Here is a 17,902-nt window from a genome sequence, read left to right on the forward strand (position 1 = left end):
ACGCTCGGCTGGGAAACCCCAGCCGAGCGCCTGCAAAAACTACTCGCGGCCCGATCAGACCAACCACGTGTTGCAACAACCCCTAGAAACCGCCATCGGTTGGGGGCCTTTGTGCTGGTGGGCGCGGACGGTTTCGAACCGCCGACATCTGCTTTGTAAGAGCAGCGCTCTACCCCTGAGCTACGCACCCGTGGATGAGGCAACAGCGTACATGGCCGAGGGGGCAGCGCCGCAAACTCATGATCTCGGGGTGAGCGCGGGGGGTGTGCGGGGGGGTAGCCCCACCATTGAGACGGTGGGCCGCCGGATCGGACTCGGTGGGTTCTGTTCGTACGGTGGGGGCGTCAAGACACGACTCTCTGGGGGACGATCACCGTGGCCGCAAGCCGTAACCGCAGTCGTACGCTTCTCGCCGTGGGTGGGGCCGTGGTCATCGTGCTCTGCGTCAGTGGGTGCGGCGGCGCGGACGCCTCGGACGCGCCTGCCGAGAAGCGGGCGTTTCCCCTCAGTGGCAAGACGCTGACGATCGAGGCCGAGAACGCGTCGGTCGAGCTGGTGCCCGCCGATGTGAAGGACGTCGAGGTGACCCGGCGGGTCGACGGGTGGGTGTTCATGGGGACCGGGCCCGACGCCAGGTGGAAGATGACGGACTCCACGCTCAGGCTCGCGGTCGAGTGCGACGCGGTGGCGAGCGACTGTACGTCGCGGAATCAGGTGAAGGTGCCGCGCGGGGTGGCGGTGACGGTGACGGGGGACAACGGGAGCGTGACCGCTTCCGGGTTCGACACCGCGCTGCGGATCAATTCGGACAACGGCTCGGTGACGGTACGGGACTCCAGCGGGCCGCTCGACCTGGACAGCGACAACGGGGCGATCACGGCGGAGGGCATCACCGCCAGGACCGTGTCCGCGACATCGAACAACGGAGCGGTACGGCTCGGACTCGCCGTGGTGCCCGACAGCGTGGACACCAGCACAGACAACGGGCAGGTCACGATCGATCTGCCGGGCTCGGGGACGTCCTACGCCGTGTCGGCGTCGAGCGACAACGGCAAGGTGAACGTGGACGTGCCGACCGACGACAGCAGCGCCCATGTGCTGAAGGCGCGTACCGACAACGGAAAGATCACCATCCGAAGCGCGAACTAACCGGCCCGTGTGTTCGTCACTACCTGGTGGGAGAATGAACCAGGCAGGGCGAACTCGGCACGGGAGAGGGATGTGACGGCGACACACGCGCAGCCGCACGCAAAAGCGAAAGCGAGTGCCGTCCGTGACTTCCTCACGCTGATGCTGCTCCCGGTGCCGCTGGTCCTGGCCGTGCTGCCGACGGCCTACGCCGGCGGGGGTACGCGGCGCTGGTTCGGCGGCCGCGGGGAGAGCCGGCGAGCCGACGCCCAGGCCGCGAAGGACGCGGCGGCCGCCGCGTTCTACGAGCTGGACACCGCCCAGCGCGATCTGCGGATCTCGATCGAGACCATCACGGCGGTGGACAGCTCGCCGGGGGCCCGCCGGGCTGTGGACGGTTTCGCGGCTCTGGGGCAGCGGATCGACGAGGCGAGCAGCCGCTATATCAACGCGGTGGACGCGCACGATCTGGACCGCGACGACCTCGAGCCCTCTGCCATGTCCACGGCGCGCGGTGAGCTGACGAAGGCCAAGGACGAGCTGAACCGGATCAAGGGCGAGCTGGACCGCTTCGAGCAGGGGCTGGGGCCGCTGCTCGACAAGGCGGAGACACAACTGGCGCGGCTCGCACCGGCCGTGGAGCGGGCGCGGCAGGCGCTCCTCTCCGCGAGCAACGCTCTCGACGCGGTGCGCGGCTCCGGACTGCGAGCGGACGATCTCGCCGCCCGGCTCGCCGCTCTCGGTCCTGAGCTGACCAAGCTCAACCAGGGCGCGGGGCAGCATGGCGTGCCGGAGACACTCCAGCGCGCCGACCGGGTGCTGCGTGACGCCGAGGCCGTACGGGTCGAGGCGGAGCGGCTGCCCGAGCGCGCCCAGGAGATAGACCGGCGGCTGGTGTCGCTGCGCACCCGCGCCCAGGCCCTGACGAACCGCGCGGGCTCCGTCGAGCCCGTGCTCAGCGAGCTGCGCCGCCGCTTCACCGCGGCCTGCTGGCAGGATCTTCAGCATGTCCCCGACGATGCGGCGGGCAGCGTCCGTCAGGCCGAGGAGAAGCTGAAGGAAGCGGGCACGGCGCGCGAGGAGCAGCGGTGGGCGGACGCCACGGCGCTGCTCAGCACGGCGCGGGCCTTGCTGAACAGCACCGACGAGGCGGTGTCCGCGGCCGGTGACCGGCTCCAGCGGCTGAACGCCGTGTCGAAGGATCCCCAGCAGGAGATCGAGCGCACGCGGTTCGCGATCCGGGACGCCCAGCGGCTGGCCATGGCCGGCCGGAATACGCCCGAGCCCCGCCATGCCCGTCCGCTGGACGACTCCGTGGCGAGGCTGGACCGGGCGGTGGCCGCGCTGGAGGGCCGCCATCCCGACTACTGGCACTTCCTGACGGAGACCGAGGCGGTACGGCAGGCCGTCGCCCATGTGGTCTCGGAGATCCGCGAGGCGCGCGGGGCGGGACACGGCGGCTGACCCGGGCCCGGCCCGACGGCTTACCGGGCCCGGCGCTGATCCGGGCCCGGCGACCACCCCGGCCCGGCGCTGATCCGAGTCGGCGCCGTACCCGGGCGGACGGCTGACCCGGGTACGGCGACTGCCCGGGGCCGACGGCTGATCCAGGCCGGCCCTGATCCGGGCACGGCGACTACCCCAGGCAGGCGCTGACCCGGGCCCGGCGACTACCCCAGGCCGGCAGCTGATCCAGGCCGACGCTGCCCCGGATCGGTGGCCGATCCAGGCCGACGCCGCCCCGGGCCAGCGGCTGATCCAGGCCGACGGCTGATCCAGGCCCGGCAACTGCCCCGGCTCGGCGCTATCCGGGCAGGCGCTGACCCGGGCACGGCGACTGATCCGGGCACGGCGGCTGATCCAGGCGGACGGCTGACCCGGGCACGGCGACTGCCCCCGGGCCGGCGGCTGGTCCAGGCCGACGGCTGATCCAGGCCCGGTGACTGCCTCGGCCCGGCGCTACCCCGGGCCGGCTCTGACCCGAGCACGGCGACTACCCCGGGCCTTCGCTGACCCGGGCACGGCGACTGCCCAGGCTCGGCGCTGATCCAGGCCCGACGCTGCCCCGGGCACGGCGGCTGATCCGATCCCGGCGCGGGCCCGCTCCCCGTGTTGATCCGGGCCTGGCGGCGGATTTGTCCCCCGCGCGTGGCGGGCGGATGCTGGGTGTACGTATGTATCGCCAAAGGAGGCCGTCCATGGCCACCCAAGCGCTCCGTCGCCAGACCCGGCGGCATGTCATGCTCGACGAGCATCTGCCCGTCGATCACCGGCTCAACCAGGTCTACCGCATCGGGGCCGGAGTGACCGGCCTGATTCTCATCGCTTTCGGGATTCTCGGGCTGATCGACAAGATCGGCTTCTTCGACACCGGCGGGGCCACGGTCGCGGGCCTGAATACCAACGGCACGCTGAGCGCGATCTCCATCGGTGTGGGCCTGCTGCTCCTCGTCGGCATGGTCATCGGAAAGAACACCGCCTCGACCCTGAATATGGTCCTCGGCGTCCTTTTCATCGCCAGCGGCTTCATCAATCTCGCCCTGCTGGAAACCCCCTACAATTTCCTCGCCTTCCATATCCAGAATGTGCTGTTCAGCTTTGTGGTGGGCGTGATGCTGATGTTCTTCGGGATGTACGGGAGAGTGAGCGGCGGGTTGCCGCACGACAATCCGTACTGGCGCTCCCGCCACCCGGAGCAGGCCGAGCACGAGCAGCGCCTCAGGGCCAAGGGCGGCAGGGGCCGCCTGGGCGTCGGATAGCCGGAAGGCGGACAGCCCCGCAGAAAGCCAGGACCCGGATAGCCTGGACCCATGCCTCGTTACGAGTACCGCTGCCGCTCCTGTGGTGACACCTTTGAGCTCAGCCGCCCCATGTCGGAGTCCGCTGCCCCCGCGTCCTGTCCCGTGGGTCATGACGACACCGTGAAGCTGCTGTCCACCGTGGCGGTGGGCGGTACGGCCAAGGGCGGCGCCCCTGGCCCCGCCCCGTCGGCCGGTGGTGGCGGAGGCTGCTGCGGCGGTGGCTGCTGCGGCTGACCGACCGGCCGACGGGAGCGGTCAGCCGAGCGGGTCCGGGCCGTGCGGGTCAGCGGCGAGCGTGAGGCGACGCAGGATCTCCTCGCCCGCCGCCACACCCGTATGCGGGAGCGCGTCCACGTGCGGGGCGCTCCAGCCGGTGTCGGCGAGTTCGCCGTGGCCCGGCCGCCAGCCGCGGTCGGCGGCCAGCAGCAGATCGGCGTCGAGGAGCGAGTCCCCTGCGGCCAGGGTGAGTTCCGCGCCGGTCCTGCGGGCGACCTCGCGCATCGCGGCGCTCTTGGTGAGCGGACGCGGTACGGCGTAGATCTTGCGGCCCTGTAGGGAGACGGTCCAGCCGCGCCCCCCGGCCCACTCGGCGAGTTCCTTCACCCAGCCCTCGGGCAGCAGGGCGCGGTCGACGACGAGATAGGCGAAAAGGTCCTCGGCGATCCGCTCCTTGAGGAGCCACGCGGGGTCGGCGGCGGAGAGCAGATGGGCGCGGACTTCCGCGAGGGTGGCGCACTCGTCGGTCAGCCGGCCGGTCACCTGCGCGTGCCAGTCGGGATCGGACACACCGTCGACCAGCAGATGGCCGCCGTTGGCACAGATCGCGAACCGCGGTGCGGGGCCGGGGAGATGGATCCGGCCGTACTGCTCGCGGGTGCGGGTGGTCGTCGGTACGAAGACGGTCGTGCGGGCGAGTCGGTCGAGCAGTCCGGCGGCCGTCTCCGTCAGATACGACAGTGGTCTGCTCTCGTACACCTCGACACAGAGCAGCCGTGGTGCCTCGGCGTCCGGCATCGGGAGCTGGAGCGCCCCGGTCGAATAGATGAGGGTGCGGTCGAGGTCGCTGGCCACCAGAGCCGCCGGCGCCAGAGAAGTGTTCAGAGATGTGTTCAGGGAAGTGGTCACGGCGTGGCCACCGCCTTGCCGTCGGCGCCGGTCGCACCGCGCGTGTACCGGGGGTGGATCAGCCCCACGCAGGTGTACGGAAGGCCGTCGACCTCCTCCACGGGCACTCCGCGCTGTTCGGCCAGCAGCCGGACATGGTCGAGGTCGGCGCCCGCGTCGCGCTGAGCGAGGATCTTCCACGGAACCCGGCGCAGCAGGACGCGGGTCGTCTCGCCCACCCCCGGCTTGACGAGGTTCACATCGTGGATGCCGTACTCCTCGCTGATCCGCTCGACCGCCGCCCAGCCCTCCCAGGTGGGCGCGCGGTCCGCCGAGAGCAGCTCCTTGACCTCGGCGTCCACGGCGTCCGCGACCTCGTCGAAGCGGGCCGCGACGGTGTCCAGGAAGTAGCCGGAGACATCCGCACCGGCCAGTTCGCGGTAGTGCTTCGCCCCGTGGAAGTCATGGGGACCGACCAGGTCGGACCGCAGGACGGTACGGGAAATCAGCCCGGAGACCGTCGAGTTGAGACAGGCGGACGGGATGAGGAAGTCCTCGCGGGTGCCATAGGTCCGTACGCAGCCGCCCGGGTCGGCGAGGACCGCGATCTCGGGGTTGAAGCCGTCGAACGCGGCGAGGGCCTGGGCCAGTTCGCGGGTGATGGCGCCCTTGCCGGTCCAGCCGTCGACGAAGACGACATCGGCGGGATCGTGGTGGGCGGCCAGCCAGCGCAGGGCGTTGGTGTCGATGCCACGGCCGCGCACGATGGAGACGGCGTAGTGCGGCAGGTCCAGTCCGCGCCGCTGCTGGGCCCAGCGCCGCATCAGGACGCCGACGGGCGTGCCGGCGCGGGCCAGGGAGACGAGGACGGGGCGGGGTGACCGCTCGGCGAGCACGGTCTCGGTGACGGTACCTACGGCCCGGGCGATACGGGCTGCCGAGGTGTCCAGGGCGGACTTGAAGAGCTGCTGGTACTGAGCGCTCGGCTGGTACTCGACCGGAAGGGATTCGGCGTAGTGCGCGCCGCCGCTCTGTATGGCCTCCTCGCGCTCCTCCGTCGGGGCCTCCAGCTCCACGTCGGACAGGTCCTGGAGGAGCCAGCCCACATCGTCGGGCGCGTACGAGGAGAAGGCGGGGCCGCGCAGGGGTTCGGGCAGCATGGAGGGTTCCTGCCGTTCAGGTTCACGCGAGGGCGAGGGCGAGGGCGTGGCCGTAGACGTTGACGAGGGCGTTGACGCGGAGGCGGTCGCGGGCGTGGATGCGGGGGTAGTCGAGGGCCCCGGGAGGTACGAGGGCACGACGGTCAGCACGATGCGCGGTATGTGCGCGCCGAGCTGCGCCAGCAGTCCGTCGGGGGCGTGCAGCTCGGCGGAGTCGGCCACGGAGTCCACGACCGCGACCACGGCGTCGAAGCCGCCGCCCGCGACGTTGTACGCGTACCGGTCGCCGGCGCCGTCACCGTCCGGGAAGGCCGCGGTATCGTGCGCGGGGAAGACGAGACGGCTGCGGATCGCGTATCCGGGGTCGTCCACGGCCAGCACCGGCGACCGGGTCGTGGTGGAGTACCGCACCTCCGCGCCGACGGTCCGCTCCAGCTCCTCGGCCAGCCGCAGCGGGGCGTACATCAGCTCTTCGAAGCCGAGCACCAGGACGCGCCGGGCGTCGCCCAGCTCGTCGGTGACGGCGGCCGCCATGGCGGGCAGCGCGGACTCCAGCCGGGCCCGGTGGGCGGGGGTGAAGCCGTGGCGGCCGCCGTCCGGCAGCCCGGCAGGCCAGTCGAGTGCCACACGGGCCACCCGCGCCCCGTCCGGCATCGCATCCCGCACCGCCGGCCCCGCGCCTTCAAGAACGGGAACCGCGCCAAGAGCCGGGGCCTGGGCCGCAGCCTGGGCAGGTGCCGGGGCCTGGGCCGACGCCGCAGCCTGGGCCAACGCCGGAGCCGCTGCCAGTACCGGCGCCTCGTGCTCTGCCACGAGCGCCTGGCCCTTCTCCAGGACCCCGTCCGGCAGCCGGACCGTGCCCGAGGCCAGAGCGACCAGATCGACGCGCGCCCCGATCTCCTGGGCGAACTCCGCGAGCCGCCCCTGATCGGCCGCCGAGCGCATGTCGACCAGGGCGACGATCACGTACCACGCGCGCGGATAGCGCTCATGGAGGGAGCTGATGGTGTTGAGGACGGTGTTGCCCGTGGAGAACTCGTCGTCGACGAGGACCAGCGGGCCGTCCCCGGCGAGCAGCCCGGGATCCTCCGGCAGCAGCAGATGCGAGGTGGCGTGCGAGTGCGCCTCCTCGAAGCCGCCCGCCCCCGCGACACCCGTGACCGGGCGGCGCGTGGAGTGGAGGTACGGGGCGCGGCCCACGCCGTCGGCGACCGAGTGGCCGAGGCCGGTCGCGGTCTCCGCGTAGCCGAGCACCACCGCCCGCTCCACGTCCGCGCCCAGCAGATCCCGTACGCGTTCGCCGAGCTCGACCCCTGTTCCGTATACGACCCGGGGGCGCTGCGGCACATGCTTGCCCAGCACATTCGAGACAAGGAGGTGGGCCCGCTTGGGGTTGCGGCGCAGCGCCAGACCGAGCAGATCCCGCAGTCCCTCCCCACCCGCGAGTTCGACTCCCAGCCGCTCAGCGACCCATGTCCCCGACCACGTCATATTGGCGATCTCTTCCTTCGTCACTCGGCGAGGCCGGCGGTGAGCAGCTCCACGAAACCGATGTCCTCCCGCGCCACACCGAAGACCTCGGCGCGATGGAGGGTACGTACGGCCCAGGCGCGGTGCGGCTTCACCTCGTTCATCTTGTTCGTGTACGCCGAGCGCAGCACACCGCCCCCGCCCCGCTCGGGCCGCAGGATGTCCTGGGCGTCGCTGAATTCCTCATGGCTGACGACCGACAGCGCGTGGACGGGCGGGACGTGCGAGGGATGGATGCAGGTCTTGCCCTGGAGCCCATTGGCGCGGTCGAGCTCTATCTCGCGCAGCAGCCCGTCGAGGTCGTGCTCGATCAGGGCCGTACGGAGCTCCTCGGCCCGGCCTTCGAGGAACGGGCTGCGCCGCAGCTGCGGTTTGAACATCCGCTCCTGCAGCCGGAAGTACTCCCAGACGGGACCGGTGATCGTGAAGCCCGTGCCGTCGGCGCGTCCCAGTACGTTCACGACGTCCGCGATGACCCCGGCCACGATCCGTACGTCGTACGCCGTCATGTCGGGGGCCCGCCGCAGCCCGTACGCCGAGCAGAAGTCGGTGACACCCAGGCGCAGCGCCAGCACCCGGTCGCGGTACTTGTCGACGACGTTGGCGATCCCGGTGAGCGTCGCCGTCCGCGTCTCCAGGTGCAGCAGCTCGGGCGATTCCAGCACAGGCATCGCGTACAGCCTGCGGCCGCTCGTGTTTTCCGCCTCCGCGAGCGCTTCCAGGAAAAGCGTCCCGCGCTCCTCGGTGAATTTGGGGAGTACGAATCCGGACAGCAGCCGGATGGAGGCACCGAGGCGCCGCACCAGGTCCGGAATCTGATCGGGCTCACGGACCCGGATGAAGAGCAGCGGCGTCTCGTCGCCCCGCTCGTCGAGGTCCTCGAACTGCCGGATCAGATTCTCCTCGGCCGCCTCGACCTCGGAGTCGTCGATGGAGTCCTCCAGGCACAGCACCATGGAGACGACCCCGCGACCGACCAGTTTCACCACATCGTCGGCGAGCCGCGGCCGGGTGGCCGGGCTGTAGAGGGTGGCGCCGAGAGCGGCCGACAGCAGGACGGCCGGGGAGTCGGCGGTGAACTCGCACGGCTCCTGATGGAACAGCCGCTGCCGGGCGGCGGCCGGGATATGCCCGAAATGACGCATGTGGATCCCCCGTACTGCCGATGTGGCCGTATGGTCATGTGGCCGGTAATAGTACGTACGGACGGGTGTCAAGAGTTCCCACGCCGCATGAAATCCTGGTAACTCGTCCGCTTCGCGCGCGTGTCCTGTGACGTCGTGAACCAGCCCCACGTTGTCCGCGCGGGCGGTGGGAAGGCAGGATGACCGGCATGACGCACGCGATGCTGAAGGGCTCGAACGTCCCCCTCGACGCCATGGCTGTACGAGCCGTGCTGCGCTGGTCCCCAGGGCCCGGGATCCCTGACGTGGACGCCTCCGCCCTGCTGCTCGGCGCCGGGGGCCGGGTGCGTTCCGACGAGGACTTCGTGTTCTACAACCAGCCGCGGCATCCGTCGGGGGTGGTACGGCGGCTGCCCAAGAAGCAGGTCGGTGAGCAGCTGACCGATACGGTCGAGGCCGATCTCACCGCGCTCGACCCCTCGGTCGAGCAGGTGGTGCTCGCGGCCTCCTCGGACGGCGCGAGTTTCCAGCATGTGAACGATCTCCGGATACTTCTGTACGACGCTGCCGCGGCCGACGGCGAACCGCTGGCCGTCTTCGATGTCAGGCCGGAGACCGGTGAGGAGACCGCGATCATCTGCGGCGAGCTCTACCGGCGCGGGGACGCGTGGAAGTTCCGCGCGGTGGGGCAGGGGTATCCGACCGGCCTCGTCGGTCTGGCCACGGCGTTCGGCATCTCGGTGGACGAGACGGAAGGGGCCGCCGACGACCCGCTGTCCGCGACCGCTCCCGACCCGTCTCAGGCCGCCGAGACGTCCGTACAGCTGCCGCCTCAGCCGGCCCAGCCGCCCACCCAGCCGTTCGCACAGCCGGCGTACGGATATCCGCAGCCCGCGCTGCCGTCGGCCCCGCCCACGTACGGCTATCCGCAGCCGGTGTCGGCGCCGCAGCCCGCGTACGGCTATCCGCAGCCGGCCGCCGCGGCGGCGCCCGCGCCCGACCCGAATTTCCGGCTCCCGCCGATGGGCCCGCAGTTCATCCGCCCCTAGGCCCTGTCCGGCGGATCTTCGCGGGACAGGACCTGGGCCGCGGACGCCCGGGGCGCCGCGGCCGTCCGCGGTCAAGGCCGCCTCAGGTCTTCGTCTTGTAGCCGCGCCCCCACTGCAGGCCCCAGCCGAACAGCCGGTCCAGCTCCGCCTGGAAGCCGTAGACGAACTTCACCTCACGGCGCACCGTCAGCTCGCCCTTGACCCTCTCCATCGAGAACACCGCGCAGGACCGGGCCTGCGGGGCGTGCTCGTCGAGTTCGATCTCGATGCGCGGGCCGTTGCTCGGGTACAGCGTCACGGTGGCGTGCGTACGGTCGAAGGCCGGCGTCTGGTCGTAGATGTAGACGAAGACCAGCAGCCGCTTGATCTCCTCCTGGTGGTCCAGGTTGATGAAGATCGTCTCGCCCGAGGCGGCACCGAACCGGTCGTCGCCGCTGAGCTTGACGTACGGCGGCCCGTTGAGGTCCCCGAAGAAGTTGCCCAGCGGCTGCACCACGCCCTTGCTGCCGTCGGTCAGCTCGTACATGCAGCCGAGGTCCAGGTCCACATTGACCATGCCCTGGGTATGGGCCTGCACCACCTCGGGCTTGAAGAGCTTGAGGGGGTTGCCCAGCAGCCGGCCGCTCTGCTTGGACCGTCCTTCGATGTCGGACGTACGCATCTGCCAGGAGAGGTTCACCCGCAGATTGCCGGTGGCCGCTCCCTGCTTGGAGAGCGAGACCGTCGACCGCCGCTTGGTCAGCTCGATGGAGTTGGACGCGGCACTGCCCGAATCGAATTGCGATGCCCTTTGCCCTTGCCACAGGTTGTCCCAGAAGGCCATGCCCACCCCTCCTCTGTCGTCAACTCGCCACCACCACACGGAACAACGGGGCGGCCGAGAGGCTTCCGCCTGTCGGCCGCCCCGTTCAGAGCGTTCCCTGATTCCTGTCCGGGTCACACCCCGGAGACCGGCTCACCGGAGGGCTCACCGGAGCACGGCTCAGACGTGCAGTGCCGCCTTGTCGCCGTCGGTGTCCTTGTCGCCGCCTTCCGCCTGCAGTGCCTTGTTACGGCGCACCGAGGACCAGAACGAGGCAGCGATCAGGACGATTCCGACCAGACCCGTGATGACCTCGTTGATCGAGTGCTCGATGGTGACCAGCAGGATCACGGCGAGCGCACCGATCGCGTAGTGCGCGCCATGCTCCAGGTAGACGTAGTCGTCCAGGGTGCCCTGGCGGACCAGGTAGACCGTGAGCGACCGGACGTACATGGCGCCGATACCGAGGCCGAGCGCCATCCAGAAGATCTGGTTGGTGATGGCGAAGGCGCCGATGACACCGTCGAAGGAGAAGGACGCGTCCAGGACCTCCAGGTAGAGGAAGAGGAAGAACGCGGCCTTGCCGGCCAGGCCGATGGCAGAGACCGGCTTGCCCTCCGCCTTGGCCTTCTCCTCCTCCTCGTGTTCCTGCTCCTCCTGCTCCTCGAGCCGGTTCTCGAAGAAGCCCGAGAGGCCGCCGACGATGAGATACGTGATCAGACCCGCGACTCCGGCGAGCAGCACGGTGGCCGACTTGTCCTGATAGCCCGTGCTGGTGTGGGCGTGGGTGGCGAAGGTCAGCGCGGTGACGAGAAGGACGATCAGCGCGATGCAGACCGACAGCATGTCGACCTTGCCGAGCTTGGCCAGCGGGCGCTCCAGCCAGCTCAGCCACTTGATGTCCCGCTCCTCGAAGATGAAGTCGAGGAAGATCATCAGCAGGAACATACCGCCGAAGGCGGCGATGCCCGGGTGGGCGTCGGTGACCAGGGCTTCGTACCGGTCGGGGTTGTCGAGCGCGATCTGGACCGCTTCGATGGGCCCGACCTTGGCGCTGATCGCGACGATGACGACGGGGAAGACCAGCCGCATGCCGAACACCGCGATGAGGATGCCGATGGTGAGGAAGATCTTCTGCCAGAAGGCATTCATCTTCTTCAGGACCCCGGCGTTGACGACCGCGTTGTCGAACGACAGCGAGATCTCAAGGATCGACAGGATCAGTACGATCCCGAACGCCTCCCACCCCCACTGCCAGGCCGCGAAGGCGAGGCCGACCGCCGTGATGGCGAACGACCAGCCGAAGGTTTTCAGGATCACTGGCTACCCCATCTGGTGATTAACGGGTTTTCCCCCGCGCAGCATGCTGCTTTACGAAACGTTGACCCCGAAGTCTAGAGCGATGCCCCGAAGCCCCGACGCGTACCCCTGTCCCACCGCCCGGAACTTCCACTCGCCGCCATAGCGGTACAGCTCGCCGAAGATCATCGCGGTTTCGGTGGAGGCGTCCTCACTGAGGTCGTAGCGCGCGAGCTCCTGTCCGTCGGCCTGGTTGGCCACCCGAATAAAAGCGTTGCTGACCTGCCCGAATGTCTGGCCTCGATTGTCGGCCTCATGAATCGAGACCGGAAAGACGATCTTGTCGCAGGTGACCGGCACCTTGGAGAGGTCGACGAGCAGCGACTCGTCGTCGCCGTCGCCCTCACCCGTCAGATTGTCGCCGGTATGTTCGACGGATCCGTCCGGACTCGTCAGATTGTTGTAGAAAATGAACCATTCGTCGCCGAGCACTCTGCCTGACTCGCAGAGGAGTGCGCTGGCGTCGAGGTCGAAGGGCGCTCCGGTGGTGGAGCGCGCATCCCAGCCGAGCCCGACCAGCACCTGGGTGAGGTTCGGTGCGGCCTTGGAGAGGGAGACATTGCCTCCCTTGGCGAGCGTGACGCCCATGATGGTGAGTCCTCCCCGAGGTGATGTGGTGCCGTGCTGCCGGCAAGACGCGCCTGACGTCATGCCCGTTCAAGCCCTGTTCATGCCGTTCGTTCCCGTACCGATGCGCGTCCGGCGCCGCACGGAGTGTGCGGCGCCGGACACGGAAGGACCAGGTCCTGTCGGCTCAGACGTTGACGCCGAAGTCCTGCGCGATGCCGCGCAGTCCCGAGGCGTACCCCTGGCCGATGGCACGGAACTTCCACTCCGCGCCATTGCGGTACAGCTCGCCGAAGACCATCGCGGTCTCGGTCGAGGCGTCCTCACTCAGGTCGTACCGCGCCAGTTCGTTGTTGTCGGCCTGGTTGACCACGCGGATGAAGGCGTTGCGGACCTGGCCGAAGGACTGCTGGCGGCTCTCCGCCTCGTAGATCGAGACAGGGAAGACGATCTTCTCGACGTCGGCGGGGACCGTCGCCAGGTTGACCTTGATGGCCTCGTCGTCGCCCTCGCCCTCACCGGTGAGGTTGTCACCGGTGTGTTCGACGGAGCCGTCGGGGCTCTTGAGGTTGTTGAAGAAGATGAAGTTCCCGTCGACGGCGACCTTGCCCTCGGCGTTCGTCAGCAGGGCGCTGGCGTCGAGGTCGAAGTCGCTGCCGGTGGTCGTACGGACGTCCCAGCCCAGACCCACGGTGACCGCGGTCAGGTTGGGCGCGGCCTTGGTCAGCGAGACGTTTCCGCCCTTGCTGAGGCTGACTCCCACGAGTCCTCCCTATGGTTTCTCGGGGCCGGCGACCGTGATCGGCGGCTGCCGCCGCGGGTCGCGCCCCTGAAGCGTTGGCATCGGATGAACGACTGGATCCTAGTGACCGGTTCCCCGTCGCTGTGCGATTTCGGGGCGGCCGGGGCGCATTCAGAGCGTCCGGGGCGCATTCAGAGAGTGGCGAGCGCCTTGACGTACTCGTCGAGGTCCCTGGCGTCCGGCAGACCGTTGATCACGGTCCAGCGCACGATGCCCTCCTTGTCGATGATGAAGGTGCCGCGCACGGCGCACCCCTTTTCCTCGTCGAAGACGCCGTACGCGCGCGACACCTCGCCGTGCGGCCAGAAGTCCGACAGCAGCGGGTACTCCAGGCCCTCCTGCTCGGCGAAGACGCGCAGGGTGTGGATGGAGTCGTTCGAGAGGGCGAGCAGCTGCGTGTCGTCGTTGACGAACGAGGGCAGCTCGTCGCGGAGGGCGCACAGCTCGCCCGTGCACACACCGGTGAAGGCGAAGGGGTAGAAGAGGAGCACCACGTTCTTCGCGCCGTCGGGTCCGCGGAAGTCGGACAGCCGCACGGTCCGGCCGTGGTTGTCCTTCAGTGCGAAGTCCGGGGCGGGGGCGCCGACCTCGATCGCCATGGAGCACGTCCTTTCACAGGGTTCCGCGGATGCCGTCACATGCCGTCAGACACCCTCCAGCCTATGCACGGGCCCCCGCCGACAGAGATCGGCGGGGGCCCTCAAGGCTGCTTGTTACCGGCTGCGTCTTGCGCGCTCGATGCGGCGCTCGGAGTCAGCGCTTGGACTTCGCCGCCTTGGGAGTGACGAGCCGGCTGCCGGTCCAGTCCTTGCCGGCGTTGACGCTCTTGGTCTGCGACAGGCCAGCGGTCTGGGCGGCCTCGTTGATGTCGCTCGGTTCGACGTAGCCATCCCGGCCGGTCTTGGGCGTCAGCAGCCAGACCGCTCCGCCCTCCTCGATCAGACCGATGGCGTCCACCAGCGCGTCCGTAAGGTCGCCGTCCTCGTCACGGAACCACAGCAGGACGGCGTCAGCCACGTCCTCGTAGTCCTCGTCGACGAGCTCCTGGCCGATGACGGCCTCGATGGACTCGCGGAGCTCCTGCTCGACGTCGTCGTCGTAGCCGATCTCCTGGACCACCTGTCCGGGTTCGAACCCCAGCCGTGCTGCCTGGTTGGTCCGTTCCTCCGCGTGGTCCGCGGTCGCGCTCACGGATTGCCTCCTGATCATGTTTCGGAAAATGCTTCAGCCACGCGCGTGCGCGAGGCATTGGCCGTAGTCCACACGGACGGGACGGATCGCGCAAGTACCCGACCGCCGAGACCGCCGAAACGGTGACGATCCGGGCCGCTTCATCGCATCTCCTGCCACTTCGGCACCGCCTCCTGTGACACACCCCATATATTTCCTCCCACTTTGCAATGTTATGCCGCTTCCGTACGCCAATCGGGTCCGAACGGCCGAACGAAACGCATAGACGGGTTGGGCGTAAGGTTGCGATTTGACCGACGTGGGGACCGGCTTCGGAGCGGGATTTCCCGGAGACCACTGGTTACCCCTCAGTAGAGATGACGTTTCCGCCGTCGCGGTACACGATGGAGGCGGCGTACGTGCCCATGCCCTGGGCCGCTCCGTGGGGTCACCCGCGGGCCCCGGGCCCGCGTAGAAGCAGTATCCCGACGGCGTGCACTGCATCGATCGCGTGCAGGGGCACGACACGACCAAACAGCGAAGGACAAGCGTGGCTTCCGGATCCGATCGCAACCCGATCATCATTGGCGGCCTTCCCAGCCAGGTCCCGGACTTTGATCCCGAAGAGACCCAGGAGTGGCTCGACTCGCTCGACGCCGCTGTCGACGAGCGAGGCCGTGAGCGCGCCCGTTATCTGATGCTCCGGCTGATCGAGCGCGCGCGCGAGAAGCGCGTGGCTGTGCCCGAGATGCGCAGCACGGACTACGTCAACACCATCGCCACCAAGGACGAGCCGTTCTTCCCCGGCAACGAGGAGATCGAGCGCAAGATCCTCAACGCGACCCGCTGGAACGCGGCCGTGATGGTGTCGCGCGCGCAGCGCCCGGGTATCGGTGTCGGTGGCCACATCGCCACCTTCGCCTCCTCCGCCTCCCTGTACGACGTGGGCTTCAACCACTTCTTCCGGGGCAAGGACGACGGCAAGGGCGGCGACCAGATCTTCTTCCAGGGCCATGCCTCCCCCGGCATCTACGCCCGCGCCTTTCTGCTCGACCGGCTGAGCGAGACGCAGCTCGACGCGTTCCGCCAGGAGAAGTCGAAGGCCCCGTACGGCCTGTCCAGCTATCCGCACCCGCGGCTGATGCCGGACTTCTGGGAGTTCCCGACCGTCTCGATGGGCCTCGGCCCCCTCGGCGCGATCTACCAGGCCAGGATGAACCGCTACATGGAGGCGCGCGGCATCGCCGACACCTCCGACTCGCATGTCTGGGCGTATCTCGGCGACGGCGAGATGGACGAGCCCGAGTCGCTGGGCCAGCTGTCCATCGCCGCCCGCGAGGGCCTGGACAACCTGACCTTCGTCGTCAACTGCAACCTGCAGCGCCTCGACGGCCCGGTGCGCGGCAACGGCAAGATCATCCAGGAGCTGGAGTCGCAGTTCCGCGGCGCCGGCTGGAATGTCATCAAGCTGGTCTGGGACCGCTCCTGGGATCCGCTGCTCGCCCAGGACAGGGACGGCGTCCTGGTCAACCGGCTGAACACCACGCCGGACGGTCAGTTCCAGACGTACGCCACCGAGACCGGCTCGTACATCCGTGAGCACTTCTTCGGTGACGACCAGCGGCTGCGCGCCATGGTCGAGAACATGTCCGACGACCAGATCCTGCATCTGGGCCGCGGCGGTCACGACCACCAGAAGGTCTACGCGGCGTACGCGGCGGCCAAGGCCCACAAGGGCCAGCCGACGGTGATCCTGGCGCAGACGGTCAAGGGCTGGACGCTCGGGCCGAACTTCGAGGGCCGCAACGCGACCCACCAGATGAAGAAGCTGACCGTCTCCGACCTCAAGGGCTTCCGCGACCGGCTGCACCTGCCGATCACGGACCAGGAGCTGGAGGACGGCGCGCCGCCGTACTACCACCCCGGCAAGAACTCGGAAGAGATCCAGTACATGCACGACCGCCGCAAGTCGCTCGGCGGGTACGTGCCGACGCGGATCGTGCGGGCCAAGCCGCTGAACCTCCCCGAGGACAAGGTCTACGCGGCGGTGAAGAAGGGGTCCGGCCAGCAGTCGATCGCCACCACCATGGCGTTCGTCCGGCTGCTCAAGGACCTGATGCGGGACAAGGAGATCGGCAAGCGCTTCGTGCTGATCGCCCCCGACGAGTACCGCACGTTCGGAATGGACTCGTTCTTCCCGAGCGCGAAGATCTACAACCCGCTGGGCCAGCAGTACGAGTCCGTGGACCGTGAGCTGCTGCTCGCGTACAAGGAGTCACCGACCGGGCAGATGCTGCACGACGGCATCTCCGAGGCGGGCTGCACCGCCTCGCTGATCGCGGCGGGCTCCGCGTACGCCACGCACGGCGAGCCGCTGATCCCGGTCTATGTCTTCTACTCGATGTTCGGTTTCCAGCGGACCGGCGACCAGTTCTGGCAGATGGCCGACCAGCTCGCGCGCGGCTTCGTGCTGGGTGCGACCGCCGGACGTACGACGCTGACCGGCGAGGGGCTTCAGCACGCGGACGGCCATTCGCATCTGCTGGCCTCGACCAACCCGGCCTGTGTCGCCTACGACCCCGCCTACGGCTTCGAGATCGCGCATATCGTCAAGGACGGTCTGCGCCGGATGTACGGCCCGGACAGCGAGGACATCTTCTACTACCTCACCGTCTACAACGAGCCGATCCAGCATCCCGCCGAGCCGGCCGACGTGGACGTCGAGGGCATCCTGAAGGGCATCCACCGCTACCGGCGGGGCGAGCAGGGCTCGATCCCGGCGCAGATCATGGCGTCCGGTGTGGCCGTGCCGTGGGCGGTCGAGGCGCAGCGGATGCTCGCCGAGGAGTGGAACGTCAAGGCCGACGTCTGGTCGGCGACGTCCTGGAACGAGCTGCGCCGTGAGGCCGTCGAGGTGGAGCAGCACAATCTGCTGCACCCGGAGGAGGAGCAGCGCGTTCCGTATGTGACCCAGAAGCTGTCCGGCGCGGAGGGCCCGTTCGTGGCGGTCTCCGACTGGATGCGTTCCGTACCCGACCAGATCGCACGCTGGGTGCCCGGCACGTACCAGTCGCTGGGCGCGGACGGTTTCGGCTTCGCGGACACGCGTGGCGCGGCCCGTCGCTTCTTCCACATCGACGCGCAGTCGATCGTGCTCGGTGTCCTCACCGAGCTGGCCAGGGAGGGCAAGGTCGACCGTTCGGTACTGAAGCAGGCGGTGGACCGCTACCAGCTGCTGGACACCTCGGCGGCGGACCCGGGCGCGGCGGGCGGCGACGCGTGACCGCGGTGACGGAGCTGTAGGAC

The 17,902-nt window shown here is 69.1% G+C and carries 15 protein-coding genes and 1 tRNA gene; 6 read left to right on the top strand and 10 right to left on the bottom strand.

The window, feature by feature from the left end:
- Positions 1-115: 115 nt before the first annotated feature.
- Positions 116-190: transfer RNA gene (locus ACZ6MZ_RS33165), tRNA-Val, on the bottom strand.
- Between the two features lie 224 nt (positions 191-414).
- On the opposite strand from ACZ6MZ_RS33165, the gene ACZ6MZ_RS33170 reads away from it, so the two are divergent.
- The 4 genes from ACZ6MZ_RS33170 to ACZ6MZ_RS33185 all read left to right on the top strand — a co-directional run bounded on the left by ACZ6MZ_RS33170 (position 415) and on the right by ACZ6MZ_RS33185 (position 4,163).
- Positions 415-1,149: a DUF4097 family beta strand repeat-containing protein gene (locus ACZ6MZ_RS33170; RefSeq protein WP_469356233.1), complete on the top strand. Its 735-nt coding sequence runs from the start codon at positions 415-417 to the stop codon at positions 1,147-1,149.
- A 72-nt stretch (positions 1,150-1,221) separates the two neighbouring features.
- Positions 1,222-2,592 (top strand): hypothetical protein, encoded by a 1,371-nt coding sequence (locus tag ACZ6MZ_RS33175; RefSeq protein WP_469356235.1) that lies wholly within the window; start codon positions 1,222-1,224, stop codon positions 2,590-2,592.
- Positions 2,593-3,326: 734 nt separating this feature from the next.
- Entirely contained in the window at positions 3,327-3,887 is a 561-nt protein-coding gene (locus tag ACZ6MZ_RS33180; protein WP_469356237.1) for a DUF4383 domain-containing protein, read from the top strand.
- Positions 3,888-3,938: 51 nt separating this feature from the next.
- On the top strand, positions 3,939-4,163 hold the full coding sequence (locus ACZ6MZ_RS33185; protein WP_384331681.1) for an FmdB family zinc ribbon protein: 225 nt from the start codon (positions 3,939-3,941) through the stop codon (positions 4,161-4,163).
- 21 nt (positions 4,164-4,184) lie between these two features.
- Here ACZ6MZ_RS33185 and ACZ6MZ_RS33190 read toward each other — a convergent pair whose 3' ends face one another.
- The 3 genes from ACZ6MZ_RS33190 to ACZ6MZ_RS33200 are packed head-to-tail and all read right to left on the bottom strand — an operon-like array spanning position 4,185 to position 8,868.
- Positions 4,185-5,054 carry an HAD family hydrolase gene (locus ACZ6MZ_RS33190; protein WP_469356239.1) on the bottom strand — a complete coding sequence of 290 codons (870 nt, stop codon included), beginning with the start codon at positions 5,052-5,054 and terminating at the stop codon, positions 4,185-4,187.
- Entirely contained in the window at positions 5,051-7,684 is a 2,634-nt protein-coding gene (locus ACZ6MZ_RS33195; RefSeq protein WP_469356310.1) for a phosphoribosyltransferase, read from the bottom strand. The genes ACZ6MZ_RS33190 and ACZ6MZ_RS33195 overlap by 4 nt, the downstream gene beginning before the upstream one ends.
- A 20-nt stretch (positions 7,685-7,704) precedes the next feature.
- Complete coding sequence (locus ACZ6MZ_RS33200; RefSeq protein WP_384183835.1) at positions 7,705-8,868, bottom strand: HpcH/HpaI aldolase/citrate lyase family protein; 1,164 nt, start codon at positions 8,866-8,868, stop codon at positions 7,705-7,707.
- Positions 8,869-9,056: 188 nt separating this feature from the next.
- Here ACZ6MZ_RS33200 and ACZ6MZ_RS33205 point away from each other — a divergent pair, with 188 nt between their 5' ends.
- A complete protein-coding gene (locus ACZ6MZ_RS33205) occupies positions 9,057-9,896 on the top strand; it encodes a TerD family protein (protein ID WP_384331675.1) in 840 nt (279 codons plus the stop codon).
- Between the two features lie 82 nt (positions 9,897-9,978).
- On the opposite strand, the gene ACZ6MZ_RS33210 is transcribed toward ACZ6MZ_RS33205, so the two are convergent.
- From ACZ6MZ_RS33210 to ACZ6MZ_RS33235, 6 genes are all read right to left on the bottom strand, one after another.
- Positions 9,979-10,719, bottom strand: a complete 741-nt coding sequence (locus tag ACZ6MZ_RS33210) for a TerD family protein (protein ID WP_469356241.1) — start codon at positions 10,717-10,719, stop codon at positions 9,979-9,981.
- 159 nt (positions 10,720-10,878) lie between these two features.
- A complete protein-coding gene (locus ACZ6MZ_RS33215; protein ID WP_469356243.1) occupies positions 10,879-12,018 on the bottom strand; it encodes a DUF475 domain-containing protein in 1,140 nt (379 codons plus the stop codon).
- A gap of 51 nt (positions 12,019-12,069) precedes the next feature.
- Entirely contained in the window at positions 12,070-12,645 is a 576-nt protein-coding gene (locus ACZ6MZ_RS33220) for a TerD family protein (RefSeq protein WP_384183844.1), read from the bottom strand.
- Between the two features lie 166 nt (positions 12,646-12,811).
- The gene (locus ACZ6MZ_RS33225; RefSeq protein WP_384013462.1) at positions 12,812-13,387 is read right to left on the bottom strand and encodes a TerD family protein; all 576 of its coding nucleotides are present in this window, start codon (positions 13,385-13,387) and stop codon (positions 12,812-12,814) included.
- Positions 13,388-13,557: 170 nt separating this feature from the next.
- On the bottom strand, positions 13,558-14,025 hold the full coding sequence (locus ACZ6MZ_RS33230; protein WP_384183847.1) for a peroxiredoxin: 468 nt from the start codon (positions 14,023-14,025) through the stop codon (positions 13,558-13,560).
- 154 nt (positions 14,026-14,179) lie between these two features.
- Positions 14,180-14,617, bottom strand: coding sequence for a DUF3052 domain-containing protein (locus ACZ6MZ_RS33235; RefSeq protein ID WP_384183850.1), 438 nt, complete (start codon positions 14,615-14,617; stop codon positions 14,180-14,182).
- A gap of 529 nt (positions 14,618-15,146) precedes the next feature.
- On the opposite strand from ACZ6MZ_RS33235, the gene aceE reads away from it, so the two are divergent.
- On the top strand, positions 15,147-17,879 hold the full coding sequence (gene aceE, locus ACZ6MZ_RS33240) for a pyruvate dehydrogenase (acetyl-transferring), homodimeric type (RefSeq protein WP_389784206.1): 2,733 nt from the start codon (positions 15,147-15,149) through the stop codon (positions 17,877-17,879).
- Positions 17,880-17,902 lie beyond the last annotated feature (23 nt).

The sequence above is a fragment of the Streptomyces sp. NPDC042201 genome (assembly GCF_055582185.1).

What these genes read in the sequence shown, in the direction of transcription:
- ACZ6MZ_RS33195 (WP_469356310.1), bottom strand. Translation starts at nt 7,684, where the DNA reads ATGACGTGGTCGGGGACATGGGTCGCTGAGCGGCTGGGAGTCGAACTC.
- ACZ6MZ_RS33230 (WP_384183847.1), bottom strand. Translation starts at nt 14,025, where the DNA reads ATGGCGATCGAGGTCGGCGCCCCCGCCCCGGACTTCGCACTGAAGGAC.
- ACZ6MZ_RS33180 (WP_469356237.1), top strand. Translation starts at nt 3,327, where the DNA reads ATGGCCACCCAAGCGCTCCGTCGCCAGACCCGGCGGCATGTCATGCTC.
- ACZ6MZ_RS33205 (WP_384331675.1), top strand. Translation starts at nt 9,057, where the DNA reads ATGACGCACGCGATGCTGAAGGGCTCGAACGTCCCCCTCGACGCCATG.
- ACZ6MZ_RS33210 (WP_469356241.1), bottom strand. Translation starts at nt 10,719, where the DNA reads ATGGCCTTCTGGGACAACCTGTGGCAAGGGCAAAGGGCATCGCAATTC.
- ACZ6MZ_RS33200 (WP_384183835.1), bottom strand. Translation starts at nt 8,868, where the DNA reads ATGCGTCATTTCGGGCATATCCCGGCCGCCGCCCGGCAGCGGCTGTTC.
- ACZ6MZ_RS33220 (WP_384183844.1), bottom strand. Translation starts at nt 12,645, where the DNA reads ATGGGCGTCACGCTCGCCAAGGGAGGCAATGTCTCCCTCTCCAAGGCC.
- ACZ6MZ_RS33185 (WP_384331681.1), top strand. Translation starts at nt 3,939, where the DNA reads ATGCCTCGTTACGAGTACCGCTGCCGCTCCTGTGGTGACACCTTTGAG.